This window comes from Leucobacter sp. HNU (genome assembly GCF_047946755.1).
Taxonomy (GTDB): Bacteria; Actinomycetota; Actinomycetes; order Actinomycetales; family Microbacteriaceae; genus Leucobacter.
Genome location: NZ_CP178837.1, coordinates 2,221,607 through 2,242,932, shown reverse-complemented (window position 1 = coordinate 2,242,932; position 21,326 = coordinate 2,221,607). Strand labels below are relative to the sequence as shown.

The following is a 21,326-nucleotide window of genomic DNA, read 5'->3' as shown; positions in this document are numbered from 1 at the left end:
CCGTACCCGAACCGGACAGGAGCTCCCGATGACGACAGACCCGACCGGCGTCCCGGACCCCTCGCACGCACCGGGCGCGATGCGCGAAGCGCTCTCCTCCGATGCCGCACGTGCGCGCCGCGCCGCGCTGTGGGTCGGCGTCTGGGCGCCGCTCATCATGGTGGCGCTGGGCGTGCTCCTGCAGATGCTCTGGATCCCGCGCCTGCCCGATCCGATCGCTACGCACTGGAGCGGCAGCGACGGACCAGACGGCTTCTCCGGCCCCTGGAGCAACATCCTGTTCTTCGCCATCACCGGGGTCTGCATGACGCTCATCTTCGCCGTGATCCTGCTCATCCCCCGCGGGCGGGGGACGGGGTTCCCCGTGTGGTCGAGCGCCTCGCGGTTCCTCGCCGCCTTCGGGGCGGCGACGATCGTGTTCACCTCGGTGCTCATCGTCGGGCTGGTGCAGATCCAGCTCGATGTCGCGGACGCCCGTACGGTAGGCACCGTCGCCGCTCCGATGGTGATCGCTCTGCTCTCGGGCGTCGCTGCCGGAGTGCTGGGGTGGTTCGTGCAACCCCGGGTCACGGTCGCAGCGCCGGCCTCAGACGACAGCGAGCCGCTTCCGCTGTCCGAGCACGAGCGAGCCGTCTGGATCGGTCGCTCTCTGCCGAACGCGGGCTATCGATGGTTCGCAGGGATCATGGTCGTCCTCATGCTGATCCTCGGCGTCGGGAGCCTCGTCGCGCAGTTCCCGGGATGGTGGGGCCTCGCCCTGGTGGGAGCGCTGGTGGGCGTACTGATCGTGACGACCGTCGGTTTCCGCGTGCGCATCGACGCGGCGGGCTTGGAAGCACGATCGGTGCTCGGGTGGCCGGTCGTGCGCGTGCACGCGGCAGACATCGACCGCGTGGCGGCTTCCGAGATCAATCCCCTCGGCGAGTTCGGGGGATGGGGGTTCCGGTGGATGCCGGGACGGTTCGGTATCGTCCTGCGCACAGGCCCGGGGATCGTCGTCACCCGTCGCAGCGGCAGCATCTTCGGTATCACCGTCGACGACGCCGAGACCGGTGCAGCCGTGCTCGCTGAGGCGGCTCGCCGGGCTCGCCGCGAAGGAAAGGACTCGCGATGAATACTCCGCATGCCCAGGGTTTCCCGGCGACGCCCGCCGGGGGAGCGGGGGCGAAGCCTCCGCCACGGGTGAGGCTCGGCCTCCGGAACCGCACATCGGAGCCGCCGGTCGGCGAAGTACGCCCGCCGTCCCCTGGGGATCGGTCGCCGTGTTCGTCGTGGTGTCGTTCGGCCTGGCCTGGCTCGTCTGCCTCCCGCTCTGGACCATGGATCCGACGGCCCCCGCGTTCCCGACGCTGTTCATCCTGTTGGCCTCCGCCACCATGTTCACTCCGGGTATCGCTGTGCTGACGGTGCGGCTCCTGGGCGCGCCCGCGCGACGTCGAGAGCGGCGACGCGGTGTCGCTCCCGAAGATCGAGGCGGGTTCCCGCGATTCCTCGGCATGTGGCCGCTGCGGCCGGCGAAGCGGGTCGTGTGGTTCACCGTCGCGGCGGTGTTCCTGCCGATTCTGCTGGCACTCGCCACCGTCGGCGTCGCCGCGGCGTTCGGCTGGCTGCGGCTCGACCTCGTCGGGTTCTCCGCTTACGCCGACACCGTTCGTGCGGCGCTCCCGACCGGGAACCCCATCGAGGCGCTTCCTCCGATCCCGGTGCTCGTGGCGATCCAGTTGATCTCCATGCCCTTCGGGGCACTGTTCAACGCGATCCTCGCTTTCGGCGAGGAGATCGGCTGGCGCGGCTGGCTGCTGCCCGCGCTGCGGCCGCTCGGCACCTGGCCGGCGCTCATCGGGACCGGAGTGGTCTGGGGCCTCTGGCACTCGCCCCTGATTCTGCTGGGGTACAACTTCGGCCGCACCGACTGGACCGGCGTCGCGTTCATGGTGCTCGGCTGCGTCGCCTGGGGCGTGCTCTTCGGGTGGCTCCGCCTGCGCAGCGGTTCGGTCTGGCCCGCGGTGTTCGGACACGGCGCGCTGAACGCTTCGGGCGCGACCTTCATGCTGCTTGCGGCGTCCGGCGCGCCGCTCGACCCGGCGCTCGTCAGCCCGCTCGGCGCCGCGGGCTGGATCGTGCTCGGTCTGATCGCGCTCATCCTCGGAGTCTCCGGGCAGCTCCGCACGCAGCCGGAGCTCTCGCCCCGACGCGTTCCCGGAGCCGCGCACCCACCGGTGCCCTCAGCGGTCCCGCCAGCCGCACCGGCTCGGCGCACCGATTCAACTCACCTCGCTGAGCCGGCCCAGCCGCCGAAGCCGCCATCTCTGCCGAACGGCGAGCAGGGCTAGGCGAGCACGGAACGGTCGAACGCGTCGACGCTGATGCCCTGCTCGAGCACCGCGCGGGACCACTCGCGGGCCGAGTGCAGGCTGTGATCGCGGTAGTTTCCGCAGCTCACCGCATCCGTCCCCGGAACATCGTCCCAGGTGACGCGCTCGGCGATGTCGGCGAGCGAGGCCTTGATCGCGCTCGCGACGTCCGCAGTGCTCGGTTCGCCCCACACGATCAGGTGGAAACCGGTGCGGCACCCGAACGGAGAAATATCGATCACCCCGTCCAGTCGCGTCCGCAGCAGGCCCGCGATCGTGTGCTCGATCGTGTGCAGCCCGGCGGTCGGGATCTCGCCCTCGTTCGGCTGCACCAGACGGATATCGAAGTTCGAGATCGCATCGCCCTTCGGGCCGTTCTCCACCCCGATGAGGCGCACGTACGGCGCCCGCACCTTCGTGTGATCGAGCGCGAAGCTCTCCACCTCGGCCAGCTCGACTTCGCCCACGGCTCCTCCTCGGGTTCGAACGCCGCACCGAAACAGGATGCGAAACGGCGGTGCGGCGCAACGGGGTTCTTTCGAACCCACGCTACGCCGCACCGCCGGGAAACGGGTCCGCGTGACCGCGGATGACGGTGCGAGCGCGTTCGCGCCCGCACCGTCATCCCCGTCAGGCCGCCATCAGCGCGACCCGAGCCGAACCTGCCGAACGCTCGACGCGAACGTCCCAGCCATCGGCCGAGAGCCGCTGCAGGTCGTTGCCCGCAGCGTCGAGATTCTTCGTCTCCACGAGGTAGAGCGTGCGACCGGAGCCGCGGTACACCGAACGGCGCTCGGCCCAGGCCGGGATCCGAGGAGCGGAATCGGTGCCCAGGGCGTGGTACGGAGTGCGCGGAGCCTGCGCGACGGGAGCGACCGGTGCAAAGCGGCGCGTCGCGACATCGCTGGCGTGCAGAGTGTGCTGCATGGTGCTGTCCTTTCTGTGTGTGCGGCGGCCGCTCGCGGTTCGCGGCGCGGCGCCGAGCGATCCTCGCCGGGCGGCGGGAACGCGGTGCGTGATCGAACGCGAACGCGAACGATCGGAGGGATCGGGACGTTCGTGCGAACGCCTCCGGAGCGGATCCGTGGATCCTGGTGGAATGGAGCGCTGCGGCCGGGAGCGAGCCGGTGTCGACACCGGCCAGGTGTGGCGGCGGGTGGACGCGGCATGCGGCTGCGCAAGCTCAGTCCGTCAGCATAACCGAAAAGTTCGAGAATTGCTAGACTCGGCCCGTGCGCGGCCTCGATCCGCGTGGAAAATCGCAGGAACGCGCGGAAAGGGCGGCATGCATCACGGAGAGTCCACGGCGGAATCGCCGCAGCGAACGGCGACCACCGAACCCACCCTCCTGGTCTTCGCGCACCGCGACGAGGCCTCCGCGTTCAGCGATGTTCCGCACCTCGTCACCGGCGTGGGCAAGGTGAACGCCGCGGTGTCGCTCGCGGGAGAGCTGGCGAGCCGCGGCGGATCCGTGTCGCGCGTCGTCGTGCTCGGCACCGCGGGCGTCGTCGACGACGGCCCCGACCTCGACACGGTCTACCAGATCGGCGCCGTGAAGCAGCACGACTTCTCTCTGCCCTCGCCGACGATCGAGCCCCGCGGCCCGGTCTTCGCACCGCGGCTGACGGTGGCGACGGGCGATGTCTTCGTCCAGGACGACGCCCAGCGCACTCGCATCGCCGGGCTCGGCGCCGAGCTCGTCGACATGGAGAGCTACGCGATCGCCGCGCTCTGCGCGCGCTTCGACCTGGAACTCGTGATCCTGAAGGTCCCGTCGGACTTCGCCGACAGCTCCACCACGGACGAGGAGTGGGACACGATCGTGTTCCGCAAGAGCGAGCAGCTGCGCGCGTTCGCCGAGGCGGAGCTCCCCGAACTCTTCGCCTGAGGCGAGAGAACCCTGCGGCGACGCTGACCCGCAGGACGAGCAGAACGAAGGAGGCCGCCGTGAGGATCCGTGCACTGCTGCTCGTCTTCGTCGGCGGTGCAGTCGGCACCGCGGCGCGGGCGGCGCTCGATGCCGCGATGCCCAAACCGGGCGGGTTCCCGCTGGCGATCCTGCTCATCAACGTCGTCGGGGCGCTGCTCCTCGGGGTCCTGCTCGAGGCGCTGCTGCGCCCCGTGCCCGAACCGGTCGCCATCGCCGACCTGCGTCTGCTGCTCGGCACCGGAGTGATGGGCGGCTTCACGACCTACAGCACCCTCGCGCTCGGCGCGGTCGAGCTCGTCCACGGAGGACGACCGTGGCTCGGGACCGGGTATCTGGTGCTCTCGGTGCTGCTCGGTATCGGCGCCTCGACGCTCGGGATCCTGATCGGCGGTCGACTGCGCCCCCGGAGGGGGAGGCGTGACCCCGCTCCTGCTGCTGGGCGTCGCGCTCGCCGGTGGGATCGGCGCGGTCGCGCGGTTCTCGTTCGACTGGGCGATGCAGCCGCTGCTGCGCCGGCGGGAGCGGTCCGGCTCCCGCGGCTTCCCCTGGGCGACCCTGCTCATCAACGTGTCCGGCTCGCTGGTGCTCGGCGCGCTCGCCGCCCTCGCCGGTCTCGCCGGAGGGCCGCAGACGCTGCCGCCCGAGTGGTTCGCGATCCTCGGCACCGGCTTCCTCGGCGGCTACACGACGTTCTCGACCGCGAGCGTGGATGCGGCCCGCCTGATCGCGGCGCGCCGGTGGAACGCGGCCCTCGGCTACGCGGGCGGCACCGCCGTGCTGTCGTCCCTGGCGGCGGCCGCCGGATTCTGGGCTCCCGCGATCCTCGTCTGAGCCCTCCCGCTGTCGGGCCGGGGGTCGGACCGCTGCGGGAGCCGCCCCGGGCGAGGGGCGTCTTGACACGCTCCGAGGTGGCGTGGTCTACTTGCGATCACATTACGAAAGCAACTTTCTTAATTCGGACGGCGAGGTCCCGATGACACCCAACGCGAGCGATGCCCCGGGAGGCGGTGCCCTGCCGAGCGCGGTGAACGCGCGCGTCGCAGCGGCCCTCCTCGAGAGCGGGCGAGCCAGTGTGACGCAGATCGCCGAGCGCACGGGGCTGTCCCGACCGACCGTCGACGCGGAACTGGGCCGACTGCGAGAGGCCGGTCTCGCACGCGTCGTCGAGGACGCCGAAACCGGCGAGCGCCGAGCCGGGCGCCCCGCCCGGTTCTTCGAGTTCAGCGCGGACGCCGGCCTCCTCGTCGGAGTCGACGTCGGCATCCACCGTCTGCGCGTCGTGCTCGCAGAGCTCGACGGTCGCGTCATCGGGTGGCACGAGACGGAGAGCGCGCTCGGCATCGACGGCGACGAGCGCATCGCCCTCGTCATCTCGACCGTCCGCGCGGCGCTCCGCGGCGCAGGCGTCCATCCGGATCGGCTGCTCCGCCACTCCTGCCTGGCGCTCGCGGTCTCGGGCGTCGTCGACCCCGGTGGCCGGATCCTGGTCTCCCACAACTTCCCGGAGTGGGAGGGCGTCGATCTCGCCGGACTGCTGAGCGGCGAGTTCGGCTGCGCGGCAGTGGTCGAGAACGATATCCGGCTCGCGGCACTCGCCGAGTTCCGCCTGGGCGCGGCGCGCCACGTCGACGACGTGGCGTACGTGTTCGCCGGCCACCGGGTCTCCCTCGGCCTCATCATCGACGGCAAGATCCGGCGGGGCAAGCACTCAGTGGCGGGCGAGATCGGGCTGGGCGGTTTCGCGTTCTCCTCCCAGGTCGACAGCACGGGCAAGCTCCGCTGGAGCAGTGCGGAATCCGGTGAGCAGGTCTTCCGCGCGGCGGCGGCCGGCGATCGCGCGGCCAGCGAGGAGATCGTGCGCTTCGCGCAGGGTCTCGCGGTCGGCGTCGCGATCGTCACAATGGCGGTGGATCCCGATCTGGTGATCGTCGGCGGAGGCCTCTCGCTGGCCGGCGAGGAGCTCCTCGGGCCGCTGCGTCGTGCCGTCAACGCCGAGATCACCCTGCCGGTCGAACCCGAGATCGTGCCCTCCCAACTGGGTGCGGAGTCGGTCGCGCTCGGCGCGCTCTCGCTCGCGGCGCAGCGCGCGGCCGAGATCAGGCACCCGAGCGAACCCGCCGCGCATCCCGGCATCGACCTGGCCCAGGTGCGGGCCGTGGTGGCGCGCACGAGCGCGGGCTCGAGAGGAGATCTCGCGTGAGCGCGAATCGGGAACCGGGGAGCGAACTCCGCCTCGCCGTCGTGGGCGCGGGCGCCCGGTCGGCGATCGCTCGACACGCGCTCGGTTCCGGCGCCGCCCGCATCGTCGCGGTGGTCGATCCGGGATCGAACGCCCGCCTGCGCGCCGCCGAAGCGTTCGAATGCGATTCCGCGTTCGAGTCCCACGGCGAGCTGATCGCGGCGTCCGCATCGGGCCTGGACGTTGACGCGGCCTTCGTCACCTCGCCCGATGACACGCACGCCGAGATCGCGGTCGCCCTGCTGCACGCCGGGATCGCCGTCTACCTCGAGAAGCCGCTCGCGATCGAGGTCGCCGATGCCGACGCGATCCTCGCCGCAGCCGCGGAGAGCGGCACCCGGCTCTACGTCGGCCACAACATGCGGCACATGGCGGTCGTGCGCACCATGCGCGACATCATCCTCCGCGGCGAGATCGGCCAGGTGAAGGCGATCTGGTGCCGGCACTTCGTCGGCAACGGCGGCGACTACTACTTCAAGGACTGGCACGCCGACCGGTCCCGGGCGAACGGGCTGCTGCTGCAGAAGGGCGCCCACGACATCGACGTGATCCATTGGCTCGCGGGCGGCACGTCCGAACTGGTCACGGGGCTCGGCGGGCTCACGCTCTACGGAGGCATCGAGGATCGTCGCGACAACTCCGATCGCACCATGCCCGAGTGGTTCTCGCTCGACTCCTGGCCTCCGCTGAGCCAGACCGAGCTCAACCCCGTCATCGACGTAGAGGACCTCTCGATGATCACGATGCGGCTCGACAACGGCGTGCTCGCCTCCTATCAGCAGTGCCACTACACGCCCGACTACTGGCGCAACTACACCGTGATCGGCACCGCCGGGCGCCTCGAGAACTTCGGCGACGGGGACGGCGCGGTCGTGCGGGTCTGGAACCGGCGCACGCTGTACGCCGAGCACGGCGACGCCGAGTACCCCGTTCGCGGCGACGAGGGCGGCCACGACGATGCCGACCGGCTCACCGTCGCCGAGTTCCTCGCCTTCGTGCGCGACGGGATCGCCACCACGACCTCGGCGGTCGCCGCCCGCAATGCGGTGGCCACCGCGGTCGCCGCGACCGAGTCGATTCGCGCGGGCGGTGCACCGCACCCGGTGCGACCGGTGGATCCGAGCATCGCCGCGCGGCTCTGAGCAGCCGGGACCGCTCCGCAACCGATCACTGTCAGACCCCTGTATTCAAAGGAGAATCCATGAAGAAGAAGACCCTCGCGTTCGCCGGGGCGCTCGCCGTGTCCGCGCTCGCCCTGTCGGGCTGCGCCTCCGGAGGCGGCGCGTCGGAAGCGACCAGCGACCACAAGCTGAAGGCCGAGATCTCGTACGCCTTCTGGGACGTCAACCAGAAGCCGGCGATGGAAGCGCTGATCAAGGACTTCAACAAGGAGTTCCCGAACATCCGGGTCAAGACCCAGATCACCCCGTACGCCAACTACTTCACCAAGCTGCAGACCCAGGGCAGTTCGAACACGCTGCCCGACGTGTTCTGGCTCAACGGGCCGAACTTCCAGTTGTATGCCTCCAACGACATGCTCGAGCCGATGAGCAAGGACCTGAAGCCGGCGGACTATCCGAAGGCGCTCAACGACCTCTACTCGTGGGACGGCACCCAGTACGGCGTCCCGAAGGACTTCGACACGATCGCCGTCTACTACAACAAGGCGATCTTCGACGAGGCGGGTGTCGCGTACCCGACTGCCGATTGGACGTGGGACGAGTTCCACCAGAAGGCCAAGGCGATCTCCGACAAGCTGAAGGCCAAGGGGATCTACGGCGTCGCGAGCGGGCTCAACGGCGGCCAGGAGGTCTACTACAACTCGATCCTGCAGGCCGGCGGCAGCATCATCTCCGAGGACGGCAAGAAGTCGGGCTACGACGACCCGAAGTCGATCGCGGGGCTGCAGTTCGTGCGAGATCTCGTCGCCGACGGCTCGTCGCCCACCCCGTCGCAGCTCTCGGACACCCCGCAGGACCAGTGGTTCATCAACGGCAAGTCGGCGATGATCTGGTCGGGCACCTGGTCGAACTCCGAGTTCCTCGGCTCCCAGGTCAAGGGCTCCATCGCGGTCGCCCCGCTGCCGAAGGGCGAGCGCCGGGCGACCGTGATCCACGGTCTCGCGAACGCGGTCGCGAAGGGCTCGAAGAACAAGGCCGCGGCGCTCGCGTTCCAGAACTACCTGGGCAGCAAGCAGGCCGCCGAGACCCAGGCGAAGATGGGCGCCGCGAACCCGGCCTTCAACGGCACCCAGCAGGCCTTCGTGGACTCGGCGCCCTGGGACCTGAACATCTTCGAGAGCGCGGCGACCGAGTACGCCTTCCCGTACCCGATCTCGAAGAACACGGCGGCCTGGAACAAGCTCGAGAACGATCTGCTGCCCGCCGCCTTCAGCGGTGAGCAGCCGGTGCCCGACGTGGCGAAGAAGCTCGCCGCCGAGATGAACACGGCGTTGGCGAAAGAGCAGAAGTGACCGGTCTCGCATCTGCTCCGGGTGCGGTCGCCGCGCAGGCGGCCGCACCCCGTTCCGGGCGGCGCGGATCCTCGGATCCGCGCCCTCGGGCCAGGCTTCGGAGCGCTCTCTGGGCGCTCCTCTTCGTCGGCCCGCTGCTCTTCGGCGTCCTCGTCTTCTACATCTGGCCGATCTTCCGCAACGCCTACTTCAGCTTCACCACGTGGGGCGCGTTCGGAGGGGCCACCTGGACCGGTCTCGACAACTACGAGACGATGCTCGGCGACCCCGAGTTCTGGCGCGCCATCGTCAACACGCTGATCTACGTCGGCATCCTGCTGCTCGGGATCCCGCTCGCGGTGCTGTTCGCAGCGCTCATCAACCGGCCGGGGCTCCGCTTCGCGTCGGTCTACCGCACGGCGTTCTTCCTGCCCTACGTCGCGATGCCGGCGGCGGTGGCGATGGTGTGGCGGATCATCTTCAACGGCGACTTCGGCATCATCAACTACACGCTGTCCCTCGTCGGCATCACGGGACCCAACTGGCTCAGCACCGAGTGGTTCGCCCTGCTGTCGGTGGGGCTCGTCGGTATGTGGATCTCGCTCGGCTTCAACCTCATCGTGCTCTCCGCGGGCATGCGCGGGATCCCGCCCGAGATGTACGAGGCCTCGACCCTCGACGGCGCGAGCCGCACCCGGCAGTTCTTCTCCATCACGGTGCCGCTCCTCAGCCCCTCCATCTTCTTCGTCTCCGTCATGACCGTCATCACCGGATTCCAGGTCTTCGACCTGCTCTATGCGCTCATGGGCACGCAGAATCCGGCGATCAACCAGACGCAGTCGCTCGTCTACCTCTTCTTCGCGCACCAGCAAGCCGGAGACAACGGCTACGCGGCCGCGGTCGGCGTGGCGATCCTGCTGCTCGTCGGCGTGTTCACGATGCTCCAGTTCCGGATGCAGAAGCGGTGGGTGACCTATGACTGACACGCAGACGACCGCGCTCTCGATCCGGCAGCGAGCGGCGGGCAAGCGGCTCCGCGTCGGCAACGGCGTGACCCACGCGGTCCTGATCCTTGCCTCCCTGACCATGATCTTCCCGTTCCTGTGGCAGATCCTCATGTCGCTCGCGACGAACGCGCAGGTGACCTCGGTCCCGCCGACGTTCTGGCCCGGCGAACTCCACTTCGAGAACTTCGCACATGTCTTCGACCAGTTGCCGTTCCTCAACCAGCTCTGGGTGTCGGCCGCCGTCACGACGATCCGCACGGTCGGACAGCTGCTGCTGTGCTCCATGGCGGGGTACGCGTTCGCCCGGCTCGAGTTCCCGTTCAAACGCACGATCTTCGCGATCGTGCTCGCGATCCTCATGGTGCCGCCGCAGGTGTACCTGCTGCCGCAGTACCAGATCGTCCAGGGGCTCGGTTGGCTCAACACCATCGCGGGTATCGCGGCGCCGGGCATCTTCAGCGCGTTCGGCACCTTCATGATGCGACAGTTCTTCCTGGGGTTGCCGGAGGAGCTCTCGGAGGCCGCGCGGCTCGACGGCGCGAACCACTTCCAGATCTTCTGGAAGATCATGCTGCCGCTCGCGAAGCCCGGCCTGTCGGCGCTCGCCATCATCACGGTGCTGGCGTCCTGGAACGATCTGCTCTGGCCGCTCATCGTCGCCACGGACGCGACGCAGATGCCGCTCGCCCCGGGCATCGCCACCCTGACCAGTCAACGGTCGATCCCCGACTACCCGCTCCTGCTCGCGGCCAGCCTGCTCGCCATGGCGCCCGTGCTCATCCTGTTCCTCTCCATGCAGCGGCGCGTGATCGACGGCATCGCGTTCTCGGGCATGAAGTAACCTCCGAAGAAAGGCGCTCCTGCAGTGAAACCCCTTCGTGTCGGCCTCATCGGGGCCGGCGGAATCTCGCGCGTGCACGCCGACGGATGGCTGGCGCTCGATGCCGACGTGACCGTGTTCTCCCATGAGGGCGCCGACGCGCTCGCGGCGGAGTACGGCTTCGCGGTCGCGCCCGACCTCGATTCCCTGCTGTCCGCCTGCGACCTCGTCGACATCGTGACCTCGACCACGAGCCACGGCCCGCTCGCGCACGCCGCGATCCGGGCTGGCAAGCACGTGATCTGCGAGAAGCCGCTCGCCGGCACCGCGGCGGAGGCGCGCGAGATCGTCGTGGCGGCCCGCGAGGCCGGCGTGCGCCTCTTCCCGGCGCACGTCGTGCGGTTCTTCCCCGACTACGTCGCCATGCGCGAGCAGCTCGTGGCCGGACGCATCGGCGAACCCGCCGTGCTGCGGTTCCTGCGCGGGGGAGAAGCGCCCCGCACGGGGTCCTGGTTCCACGTCGAGGCCGAGGGCGGCGGGATCATCCGGGACCAGATGATCCACGACCTGGACCAGGCGCTCTGGATCGCGGGCGACGTCGTCCGCGTGTACGCGGTGCGCAGCGCGCCCGCGGCGGACGCCGTCGCGCCCGATGCCGTCACGGCGCACGTCGTGCTCACCCACGCGAGCGGAGCCGTGTCGCACGTGCAGGGGACCTGGGGGCCGCCCGGTCTCCAGTTCCGCACGAGCGCGGATCTCGCGGGCAGCCTCGGCACCCTGTCGATCGATTCGACCGCGCACAGCCCGAGCCGCATCGAGTTGCCGGGCTCTGCAGCGAGCGGGGGATACCTGCCCCCGCAGACGAATGCCGTCAGCCCCTATACCGCCGAGCTGCGGGCGTTCGTCGGCGCGATCGCTTCGGGCGAGGACGCCGCGGTGACGCCGGTCGACGGCGTGCGCGCGGTGCAGCTCGCCGAGGCGGCGGCCGCGTCCCTCATCACCGGACAGCCGGTCGAGGTGGCCCTCGACCCGATCGAGACGGAGCACGCACGATGAACACCGAATCGGGAAGGCCGCTCCGGATCGCGGTGCTGTCGTTCGCGCACACCCACGCCATCAGTTACTGCGAGGCGCTCCGCGAGCGCACCGACGTCGAGCTCATCGCCACCGACCCGGATGGCGCGTCAGCGCCGGACGACGCTTCCCGCGGCGCCGAGCTCGCGGCCGCGCTGAGCGTCGACTACGTCGACGGCTATGCGGAGGCCATGGCCTGGGGGCCGGACGCAGTGATCGTGACGGCCGAGAACTCGCGGCACCGGGAGCTCGTCGAGCTCGCCGCCGCGCACGGCGCACACGTGCTCTGCGAGAAGCCGCTCGCGGCCACCGTCGACGATGCGCGGGCCATGCTCGCGGCGACCGAGCGGGCCGGGCTCGCGCTCATGACCGCGTATCCGGTGCGATTCGCCCCGGCCTTCGCCGACCTGGTGCAGCGAGTCCGCTCGGGGCAACTCGGCACGATCCTCGCGGTGCGCGGCACCAACAACGGCAAGCTGCCGTCCGATCGAGCCTGGTTCACCGATCCCGAGCTGGCCGGCGGAGGCGCGCTCGTCGACCACGTCGTCCACTGCGCCGACCTCCTCGACGAGCTGTTGGGGGCGCGACCCGAGACCGTGTACGCGGTCGCGAACCGCAAGATCCACTCCGGTTCCCCGGTCGAGACCGGAGGGCTCGTGACCGCGAGCTACCCGGGCGGGATCATCGCGAGCATCGACTGCACCTGGAGCATGCCCGAGAACGGACCCACCTGGGGCGGCCTCACCCTGCAGGTGATCGGGACGCGCGGCAGCGTCACGATCGACCCGTTCGCGCAGCACGTCGCCGGGATCGCGGTCGACGGGCCGGTCTGGGCGGCCACGGGCGACAACCTCGACGCGGCGATGCTCGACGAGTTCCTCGACGCCGTCCGCTCGGGGCGCCCACCGCGACCCGATGGGGCGGTGGGGCTGCGCACGCTCGAGATCGTCGACGCCGCGCGCCGATCCGTCGCGAGCGGCGAGGCGGTGCGGCTCGGGTGAGCGGGGAGCGCGTCGGGTCCGCCCGCGGAGATCGACGCGCTCCGACCCCCCAACGGGGGTCATTTCTGCCGCATTCTCCTCAGTTCGCTCCCAGGAACCTAGCGTGGCCTCACCGGCTTCCCACCGAGCCGGTGACGAGTCCGTCACCGATGCCAAGGAGTGACCATGCACACGCAGCGCAGGCGCGAACCCACTCAGAATCGAGCGGGTGGACCACTCGCGGGGCGGGTGAAACCTGTGTCATCCACCCCTCGGTCCTCTCCGGCCGGGATCCTCGCGGCAGCCGTTTTCGTGTCGAGCATCGGAGTCGTGCTGTTCGGCGTCGCGCCTGCGAGTGCGGCGCCGGCACCGCAGAGCTGCATCGCACCCGAGGCGCCGGCGGGCGCACCGGGCGCACCGGGCGCTCAGGGTCCGAGCGGTCCTCAGGGCGCCCAAGGCCCACAGGGCCCGGCCGGGCTCGACGGCGAGGACGGCCCGGGCGGCCCGGAGGGTCCCAAGGGGCAGCCGGGCCCGGAAGGGCCTCCGGGACCCGCCGGTGAACCGGGACCGCAGGGTCCCCCCGGTCCCGACTGGATCCCGGCGGTGTTCACGGGGACGGTCCAGGCCGCCGCCGCGGACGCCTCGCCGAGTTGCTCGGACGTTCCCGAGATCTGCGTGATCCTGGTTCCCGGAGCTCCCGGCCCCGCCGGGCCGGCGGGTCCAACCGGCCCTGTCGGCCCCGCGGGGCCGACAGGGCCCCAGGGGGCAGACGGGCAGCCCGGCGCCCAGGGCGAATCGGGACCCTACGGTGAAGACGGACCCCAAGGACCCCAGGGGCCGCAGGGCCCGCAGGGGCCGGAAGGCCCGCCCGGACCTCCCCGCACGGCTCAGGCTTCGAACGGGTTGTACACCCCGGCGAGTTCCGGCGAGCGCTCCGTGGTCGCCCGCACGGTCGGCGAACTCGTCGCTGCAGTCGATGCCGGTGCATCCTGCGCGAACTTCGCGGCCGAGTGCACGGTCACCGTCGTCGGTCCCGACGGGGCGCCGGGCGAACCGGGACCGAGCGGTCCTCCCGGTCCCGAAGGACCGACAGGCGAGGCCGGAACCCCGGGCGCGGACGGAACCCCGGGGCCGAGCGGTCCTCCCGGTGAGGTCGGTGATCCGGGGCCGATGGGGCCTCCGGGCCCGACCGGCCCGGCAGGTCCGATGGGGCCGGCGGTCTCGCTGCACCGCGGGAGCGCCACGAGCGCCATCGGGGCAGCCGAGGTGTCGCCCACGCTCTCGCGGCCTGAAGGGACCGTGCTGAGCGGTGATCGGGTGTCGATCCCGGCGAGCTGCTTCCGGACGACCACGAACCCCGGTGGCGGGAACACCGGTGGTGGAAACACCGGCGGCCAGGCACCGAAACCCCTGCCGCGGCCGGGCTCCGCGCAGCCGGCACCCGTGTCCCAGCAGGACTCAGGTCATCTCGCGCTGACCGGCGCGGGCGCACCGATCGCCGGCGGTTCAGCCCTCGTGATCTTGTTCGCGGGCTTCGGCGGCGCGGCGCTCCTCTTCGCCCGTCGACGCGCTTCGCGAGCCGACACGGCAAGGGAGTAGCCGGCGGACCGGGTGTTCCAGAAACGAAGAAAACCCCCGCGATCCCAATGTTTCCCAGGGATCTGCGGGGGTTTTCGGTGGCGGTGACGGTGGGATTTGAACCCACGGTAGGGGGTTACCCTACACAACTTTTCGAGAGTTGCACCTTCGGCCGCTCGGACACGTCACCGAGAAAGAGCTTAGGGGATACGGGCGCTGAATGTGAAATCGGAGTGTTCCTGCGCGAGTCGCTCGACCAGTTCGCTGCGGTTCGCCGCACCGAGCTTGGCGCGAGCCTGGGCGATGTGAGACTCCACCGTGCGGACTCCGCAGCCCATGCGCTCGGCGATCTCGCGGTTGGCGAGCCCCTGGGCTGCGAACTCGGCAGCCGTGCGCTCGCGCGCGGTCAGCGGGGTGCGGGCGGATTGCGGGACCGGACGCGGTGTCTCGGTCTGCGCCCGCCACGGCAGCGCGAGCGTGATCGCGGCGTCGATGCGCTCGAGCAGCCGGTCGCAGCGTCCGACCGCACCGGAGGCCCGGCGCTTCAGCTGGATCCGTCGTGCGGCGTTCGCCGCGTTCTCGGCGGCGGCCCAGTGCTCGTTCTCGCAGAGGTGCTCGGCGATCTTGAGCAGCTCCATCGGGTTCTGCTGGTCGAACGCGCGACGGTGCGCCGCCGCGATCGCCACCAGCGGCGCCGGCTGCTCCTCCGTCTCGATGTGCACGGCGGACGGATCGAGCGAGCCGAGATGGCCTGAGAGGTACCCGATCATTCCGGTGAAGGTGCTCGCGACGTTCGGCGGGGCGTTGCGATCGCGATGCTTCTCGGCCGTGAGCGCGCGGGAGATGAGCGCGATGGTGTGGGTGAGTCGTTTGGGGAGGAACATCGGCAGGCGCTGCTCCATGCGCTGCCACTCGAGCAGCGCGTGATCGACGTCTCCCGCGGACAGCGCGCGGGCGGCCGCTTCGAGGTGATCCAGCCAGACGGCGTGCGAACTGCCGGCCGGCAGCCGCTCCGCGACTCGGTGGAGGCCCTCGACGTTCTCCCGCAGCGTGTCGGTGAAGAGCGCGTTGAGCGCCCAGCCGAGCAGGATCGAGCCGTGCAGATGATGGAGGGCGCGGGATTCGGGGAGGCCCATGCGCCCGGCGAGCGTGCGCGCCGCTGCCGAGAGCGAGCGGATCGGGGAGGCGCCGCGCGGAGCGGCGTCGAGCGCGTGCAGGACACCTGCCGCGCAGGCGACCTCGGGGAGCGGGTGCGAGGCCGCGCAGGCCATGATCGCTGCGCGGTCGGTGCCGAGCGGTTCGGCGTCGTTGAGTCTGCGCAGGACGAGTGCGGTCGTCGCCTCCGCCGAACCGGCGGGCGTGAACTGCGCGAAGGCGTGCGCTTCGCCGGTGTCGACTCCGGCCTCCGCGCTCAGGACCGCCCAGGCGTTGAGGTGGGCGAGGCGACGGACGGGTTCCTCGGGGATGTCGGTCTCGATCAGCGCCGAGAGGCCGGTCGGCGCTCCCTTGAGTCCAGCGAGCGCGCGGATGCGCGTCTGCGTCTCGAGCGGGCGGCCGAGTGCGCCGGCGCGGAGGAACAGCGCCCGGGTGAGGCCGTCGACGCCGAAGACCAGCCGCTGTTCGAGCACCCGGTGCAGCACGGCGGCCTGGGCGGCTCGAGAGATCTCGCCGGACAGCGGGGTGCGCGCGCAGAACTCCGCATCGCGGTCGGAGAGCGGGAGGCCGAGCATCTCCAGGCTGAGGAGTCCCTCGGTGAAGCGCTGTCTCGTCTGTTCGAGCTCGGGCCCGGGCACGGTGCTGCGCAGCGAGACCGCGACGAACTCCGGGACGTGGAGCAGGTCGGAGTCGCAGAACTGCATCGCGATGCCCCGGTCGGTGAGTTCCCGGAGCAGGTCGCCTCCGGCCAGGTCCTCGGCGGAGTCCGGGTCGATCGGGTCGAGTTCGGCGAGTACCGCGGCTGCCGCCAGCGTCTCGGGGCTGAGCCCGTGGGCGAGCCGAGCGGCGGCCTGCATCGCCGGCAGATTCAGTTCGTGCAGCCGGTCGTGACGGATGCTCGGCCGGGGACCGGGGACGAGTTGCCCGGCCTCGGATATCGTGAGCAGGTCGAGGGCCCAGTACGGGCGTCCGAGCGAGAGGCGCTGGATCGCCGCGAAGGTCGCGGAGTCGAGCGGACGCCGGGCGTGCCGGTGGATCAGTTCCGCGATCTGCTCGGGTCGGAACGGCTCGAGGCGGATCCTCGCAGCGTTCTCGAGCGAAGCGAGGGTGCTCGGGTCCTCCTCGATGAGCGCGTCGAGGGCGTCGAGGTAGCCGCTTCGCAGCTCGCTGATCTCGAGGGCCCCGATGGCGTGTCCTCCGGCTTCGATGAATCCCTTGAGCGCTCGGAGCGTGTCGACGTCGGCGCGTTCGAGGCGATCCAGCAGGAGGACCCGGTGGGGCTGCACGGAGCGGACGCGCTCGCCGGTCCCCGGCGCAGCGCAGTCGATGAGCTCGCTGCGGCCGATCGATGAGCCCAGGCGCTCCTGGACCGCTCGGAGCTCGTGGCTGTGGCCGAGCCCGGTCTCCCCGAGAAGGAGCACGAGCGATTGCCGCTCGAACTCCGCGAGTATCGCGTCCGTTATTCCTGTGCGCAGCTGAAAGAGCCGATCCACCATGGTTCACATCTCCCGAGATCACCAATATTCGTGCGGACCGTTCCCCCAGCCGCATACCCCGCCATCGACGGTATGAGCAGCAGCCTAGCCATCTCTCTGCGGGGTACGCCAAAACATTCAGAGTCATATGTCATGTCTCTCGGGCGTTCCGCCTCTCGATCTCAGTAGGAAACGTGCGCAGGATCCGTATCCCGCGACGCTTGTGGCCGTATGGCAGTACCGATCTCAGTTCCACGGAGAACCCTGGGAGTTCTCTGGGTGCGCTGGTTACGCTCGCGGCGAGTGCCCGGATTGCCTGCTGCGTGCAGCACGTGGACCGGAGCTCATCGACCACCACCAGCAAGCGTTTGGGGGAACACTTGACTACGCAACACCGACGACGTGACGTCGGCAGACGGAAGGCGCGGAGCATCGCTCTGCTGACCGCTGCCGCCACGGTCCTCGCCCCGAGCATCGGAGTCGCCACCGCGGCGAACGCCGATCCGGTGACCATCAATGCGGACTCCGCTTCGCACGCGCACGGCCTCTGGGTCGGCGCGCTCGGGCTCGACCTGGTCGGAGGAGCGAGCTCCCAGTCCCAGTTCCCGACCGATCCCGGCGCGAATCGCGACCCGCTCAACGTGTCGCTGCTCGGCGCGCTGAACGTCGATCTGGGGACGGTGACCGTGCCGCTCCTGAAGGACCCGGCGAACCCGGGAGCGGGCGGTCTGCTCGAGCTCGGCAGCCTCGGCGCGATCGAGAGCTACGGGGCCTCGCCGTCGAGCACCAAGTCGGTCGCGTCCGCGGGCCTGATCACCGACCAGGGCGCGCTCAACCTGAACGCTTCCACCCAGCCGGGCTACAAGCCCGCGAAACTCGACCTGTCGGCAGCGCTGACGCAGGTCCTGACCGCTGGCGTCACCGATGAGATCCTCGACCAGGCGTCGGTGGACATCGGCGCGCTCGGCTCGCACGTCGAGAGCAACCTCGGCCAGCCCGATTCCCAGTACATGCTGGCCGATGCAGGACTCGACCTGCACAGCAAGGTCATCGGCCAGGCCGTGGACGCCGTCGACGGCGTGGTCGGCCAGGCCGGCACCTCGATCAACGGCCTCACCGGCTCCGGAGGTGCGCTGAGCACCGTCGTGACCGGCCTGGTGAACTCCCTCGACGCGGTGAACGTCCCCCTCGTCGGAGGCCTCAACGCTTCGCTCGACAGCTTCGGCATCGATACCTCGAGCCTGGTGAGCAGCGTCCGCGCGGAGCTGCTGCAGAGCGGCATCAACAACGGAACCACCGCCGACGGGTCGGATGCCTCCATCAACGTCGACCTGTCGACCGGCACCATCCACGTCGATCTGGCCAAGCTGCTGGTCGGTCCGGAAGGTCCGTACGCCGGCCAGAGCCTGAACACCCTGCCCGCCAACACGGACGTGCTGTCGGACACGGTGATCGCGCAGATCGCCTCGGGGGTGACCAACGCGCTGACCGGAACCGGGCCGAACTCGCTGACGACGAAGGCCAAGAACCTCATCCAGCAGGGCATCTACGGCCTGAACGTCAACCTCAAGCTGAACCTCGGCGTCTCGCTCCTGGGGTTCCCGGCCGCGAACACGACGATCTCGCTGCAGGACACGGCAGGGAACCCGGCCACGATCGGCGGCCTGCTGAACGTGCCCGGCTTCACGAAGGCCGAGCTGAAGATCGCCGACACGGGCGTCCTCGGCGGGCTCCTGAGCGCGGTCACCCCGATCCTGAATCCGGTCATCGGAAGCCTCGGCGGGCCGCTGGACACGGTGGTGACGACCGCGACCGCCGCACTCGTTCCGGCGCTGAACGCGGCGCTCCAGCCGCTGCTCACCGGGCTGCTCGGAAACGGCGGCCAGCCGCTGAAGCAGATCCTCGATGCGCTCGTGACCCTGCGGATCAACGATCAGCCCGCGACCGGCGACCTCGGTGCCGGGAGCTTCACCGTCCGGGCGTTCTCCGCGACGGCGCTTCCGGGCCTCGGAGACGGGGCGGTCAAGCTCCAGCTCGGATCCTCGACCGTCAAGTCGGCCGCTGCGGCACCCGCGGCGACCCTCACGGCGACGCCGGCATCGGTTCCCCAGGGCGGCACGGTGACCCTCGCGGGCACCGGGTTCGGCAACGCGGAGACGGTGAACATCACGCCCGCGGGCGGTACGCCCTTCCCGGTGACCAGCGGGGCCGACGGCACGTTCAGCACCACGTGGAACGTGCCCGCGTCCCAGCCCGTCGGCGCGCTGCAGTTCACCGCCGTCGGCGCGACGAGCGCGCAGCAGGCCACCGCCACCGTGCAGGTCACCGCTGAGGCGACCGCCAACGCCACGACGGACGCTTCCGCGACCGCCGCAGCGGATGCGAACGTGAACGCTTCGGCTTCGGCTGCGGCGTCGGCGAACGCGGACGACAACAGCAACGCTTCGGCGCAGGCGGCGGCGACTGCCGCGGCTCTGGCGGACGCGACCTCGACCGCTTCGGCGGCTGCGGATGCGTCGGCGACCACTGCGGCTCAGGCTGCGGCGACCGCGACCGCTTCGACGAACGCTTCGACGGATGCGACCTCGACCGCGAACGCTGCGGCGCAGGCGGCGGCGACGGCTTCGGCCGATTCGACCGCTTCCTCGGCGGCGGCTGCTGATGCGACTGCTGCGGCTCAGGCTGCGGCGAGTGCGGATGCGTCTTCGGCGGCTCAGGCTGCGGCCTCGGTCGCGGCGGATGCGACGTCCTCGTCGGATGCGTCGGCGAACGCGTCGGCGAACCCGACCGGCACGGCTGACGCGTCGGCCACCGCGAGCCCGACCGCGTCGGCGACCGCGGATGCGAACGTGAACGCTTCGGCTTCGGCTGCGGCGTCGGCGAACGCGGACGACAACAGCAACGCTTCGGCGCAGGCGGCGGCGACTGCCGCGGCTCTGGCGGACGCGACCTCGACCGCTTCGGCGGCTGCGGATGCGTCGGCGACCACTGCGGCTCAGGCTGCGGCGACCGCGACCGCTTCGACGAACGCTTCGACGGATGCGACCTCGACCGCGAACGCTGCGGCGCAGGCGGCGGCGACGGCTTCGGCCGATTCGACCGCTTCCTCGGCGGCGGCTGCTGATGCGACTGCTGCGGCTCAGGCTGCGGCGAGTGCGGATGCGTCTTCGGCGGCTCAGGCTGCGGCCTCGGTCGCGGCGGATGCGACGTCCTCGTCGGATGCGTCGGCGAACGCGTCGGCGAACCCGACCGGCACGGCTGACGCGTCGGCTTCGGCGAACCCGACCGCGTCGGCGACCGCGGATGCGAACGTGAACGCTTCGGCTTCGGCTGCGGCGTCGGCGAACGCGGACGACAACAGCAACGCTTCGGCGCAGGCGGCGGCGACTGCCGCGGCTCTGGCGGACGCGACCTCGACCGCTTCGGCGGCTGCGGATGCGTCGGCGACCACTGCGGCTCAGGCTGCGGCGACCTCGACCGCTTCGACGAACGCTTCGACGGATGCGACCTCGACCGCGAACGCTGCGGCGCAGGCGGCGGCGACGGCTTCGGCCGATTCGACCGCTTCCTCGGCGGCGGCTGCTGATGCGACTGCTGCGGCTCAGGCTGCGGCGAGTGCGGATGCGTCTTCGGCGGCTCAGGCTGCGGCCTCGGTCGCGGCGGATGCGACGTCCTCGTCGGATGCGTCGGCGAACGCGTCGGCGAACCCGACCGGCACGGCTGACGCGTCGGCCACCGCGAGCCCGAACGCCAGCACCAACACCGACGCTTCGGCGGCGGCGCGTGCGGCCGAGGCGGCGGCGACCACGGATGCTTCGGCGAACGTGAACGCGGCCACCGCGACGACGAACACGGATGCCTCGGCGAACGTGAACGCCGCCGAGGCGACGGCGACCACGGATGCTTCGGCGAACGTGAACGCGGCGAGCGCGACCACGAACACCGATGCGAGGGGCAGCCTGAACGGCACCGCGACGAGCGCCGCCAGCGCGACCTCGAGCGCCAGCGCTTCGGCGAACGCGCAGGCGGCGGACACCGCCGCGAGCGCTTCGGCCTCCCAGAACGCCAACGCCAACGGCGGGGGCGCGAAGGGCGGCGGTCTCGCCACCACCGGCGGCGTCGACCTGCTGCCGCTCGGGATCGCTGCTGCGACGATGCTGCTGATCGCCGGAATCCTGGTGCTCCGCGTGCGGCGCCGTGAACGGAGCATTCTGTAATCAGATATATCTCGGTCGCGCTGGCAGCCAACACGCGAATGCCAG

General features: G+C 70.6%; 17 protein-coding genes, 1 tRNA gene and 1 pseudogene. 14 read left to right on the top strand and 5 right to left on the bottom strand.

Translation table 11 applies throughout. The features are described from left to right. The first annotated feature begins 28 nt into the window (after positions 1 to 28). On the top strand, positions 29 to 1,114 hold the full coding sequence (locus AB3K78_RS11040) for a DUF1648 domain-containing protein (RefSeq protein ID WP_416443194.1): 1,086 nt from the start codon (positions 29 to 31) through the stop codon (positions 1,112 to 1,114). A 148-nt stretch (positions 1,115 to 1,262) separates the two neighbouring features. Then, positions 1,263 to 2,333, top strand: coding sequence for a CPBP family intramembrane glutamic endopeptidase (locus AB3K78_RS11035; RefSeq protein ID WP_416443192.1), 1,071 nt, complete (start codon positions 1,263 to 1,265; stop codon positions 2,331 to 2,333). Here the strand turns inward: AB3K78_RS11035 and AB3K78_RS11030 are convergent. Then, positions 2,330 to 2,821 carry an S-ribosylhomocysteine lyase gene (locus AB3K78_RS11030; RefSeq protein WP_416443190.1) on the bottom strand — a complete coding sequence of 164 codons (492 nt, stop codon included), beginning with the start codon at positions 2,819 to 2,821 and terminating at the stop codon, positions 2,330 to 2,332. The genes AB3K78_RS11035 and AB3K78_RS11030 overlap by 4 nt on opposite strands. 163 nt (positions 2,822 to 2,984) lie before the next feature. Then, positions 2,985 to 3,281: a hypothetical protein gene (locus AB3K78_RS11025; protein WP_416443188.1), complete on the bottom strand. Its 297-nt coding sequence runs from the start codon at positions 3,279 to 3,281 to the stop codon at positions 2,985 to 2,987. Between the two features lie 358 nt (positions 3,282 to 3,639). Between AB3K78_RS11025 and AB3K78_RS11020 the strand changes: the two genes are divergently transcribed. The 10 genes and pseudogenes from AB3K78_RS11020 (at position 3,640) to AB3K78_RS10975 (ending at position 12,877) form a co-directional block, all read left to right on the top strand. Then, complete coding sequence (locus AB3K78_RS11020) at positions 3,640 to 4,242, top strand: purine-nucleoside phosphorylase (RefSeq protein ID WP_416443186.1); 603 nt, start codon at positions 3,640 to 3,642, stop codon at positions 4,240 to 4,242. Continuing rightward, positions 4,164 to 4,652: pseudogene (locus AB3K78_RS11015) on the top strand (fluoride efflux transporter FluC); the annotation flags it as partial. The gene AB3K78_RS11020 and the pseudogene AB3K78_RS11015, both read left to right, overlap by 79 nt. Positions 4,653 to 4,701: 49 nt before the next feature. After that, positions 4,702 to 5,115, top strand: coding sequence for a fluoride efflux transporter FluC (locus AB3K78_RS11010; RefSeq protein WP_416443184.1), 414 nt, complete (start codon positions 4,702 to 4,704; stop codon positions 5,113 to 5,115). A gap of 142 nt (positions 5,116 to 5,257) precedes the next feature. Next, positions 5,258 to 6,484, top strand: coding sequence for an ROK family transcriptional regulator (locus AB3K78_RS11005; protein WP_416443182.1), 1,227 nt, complete (start codon positions 5,258 to 5,260; stop codon positions 6,482 to 6,484). Further along, complete coding sequence (locus tag AB3K78_RS11000; RefSeq protein WP_416443180.1) at positions 6,481 to 7,665, top strand: Gfo/Idh/MocA family protein; 1,185 nt, start codon at positions 6,481 to 6,483, stop codon at positions 7,663 to 7,665. The genes AB3K78_RS11005 and AB3K78_RS11000 overlap by 4 nt, the downstream gene beginning before the upstream one ends. 59 nt (positions 7,666 to 7,724) lie before the next feature. After that, on the top strand, positions 7,725 to 8,996 hold the full coding sequence (locus tag AB3K78_RS10995; protein ID WP_416443178.1) for an ABC transporter substrate-binding protein: 1,272 nt from the start codon (positions 7,725 to 7,727) through the stop codon (positions 8,994 to 8,996). Continuing rightward, complete coding sequence (locus AB3K78_RS10990) at positions 8,993 to 9,958, top strand: carbohydrate ABC transporter permease (RefSeq protein WP_416443176.1); 966 nt, start codon at positions 8,993 to 8,995, stop codon at positions 9,956 to 9,958. Before AB3K78_RS10995 ends, AB3K78_RS10990 begins: the two co-directional genes overlap by 4 nt. Next, a complete protein-coding gene (locus AB3K78_RS10985; protein WP_416443174.1) occupies positions 9,951 to 10,823 on the top strand; it encodes a carbohydrate ABC transporter permease in 873 nt (290 codons plus the stop codon). The genes AB3K78_RS10990 and AB3K78_RS10985 overlap by 8 nt, the downstream gene beginning before the upstream one ends. A 24-nt stretch (positions 10,824 to 10,847) precedes the next feature. Next, positions 10,848 to 11,858 carry a Gfo/Idh/MocA family protein gene (locus tag AB3K78_RS10980; RefSeq protein WP_416443172.1) on the top strand — a complete coding sequence of 337 codons (1,011 nt, stop codon included), beginning with the start codon at positions 10,848 to 10,850 and terminating at the stop codon, positions 11,856 to 11,858. Then, the gene (locus tag AB3K78_RS10975) at positions 11,855 to 12,877 is read left to right on the top strand and encodes a Gfo/Idh/MocA family protein (RefSeq protein ID WP_416443170.1); all 1,023 of its coding nucleotides are present in this window, start codon (positions 11,855 to 11,857) and stop codon (positions 12,875 to 12,877) included. The genes AB3K78_RS10980 and AB3K78_RS10975 overlap by 4 nt, the downstream gene beginning before the upstream one ends. 866 nt (positions 12,878 to 13,743) lie before the next feature. Here the strand turns inward: AB3K78_RS10975 and AB3K78_RS10970 are convergent. Then, on the bottom strand, positions 13,744 to 13,878 hold the full coding sequence (locus AB3K78_RS10970; RefSeq protein ID WP_416443168.1) for a hypothetical protein: 135 nt from the start codon (positions 13,876 to 13,878) through the stop codon (positions 13,744 to 13,746). Between the two features lie 421 nt (positions 13,879 to 14,299). Here AB3K78_RS10970 and AB3K78_RS10965 point away from each other — a divergent pair, with 421 nt between their 5' ends. Then, entirely contained in the window at positions 14,300 to 14,455 is a 156-nt protein-coding gene (locus AB3K78_RS10965) for a hypothetical protein (RefSeq protein WP_416443166.1), read from the top strand. Between the two features lie 78 nt (positions 14,456 to 14,533). On the opposite strand, the gene AB3K78_RS10960 is transcribed toward AB3K78_RS10965, so the two are convergent. Next, positions 14,534 to 14,624 (bottom strand) — tRNA-Ser (locus tag AB3K78_RS10960). Positions 14,625 to 14,634: 10 nt separating this feature from the next. Beyond that, on the bottom strand, positions 14,635 to 17,010 hold the full coding sequence (locus tag AB3K78_RS10955; RefSeq protein ID WP_416443164.1) for a helix-turn-helix transcriptional regulator: 2,376 nt from the start codon (positions 17,008 to 17,010) through the stop codon (positions 14,635 to 14,637). 434 nt (positions 17,011 to 17,444) lie between these two features. On the opposite strand from AB3K78_RS10955, the gene AB3K78_RS10950 reads away from it, so the two are divergent. Continuing rightward, positions 17,445 to 21,281 (top strand): choice-of-anchor G family protein, encoded by a 3,837-nt coding sequence (locus AB3K78_RS10950; RefSeq protein ID WP_416443162.1) that lies wholly within the window; start codon positions 17,445 to 17,447, stop codon positions 21,279 to 21,281. Positions 21,282 to 21,326 lie beyond the last annotated feature (45 nt).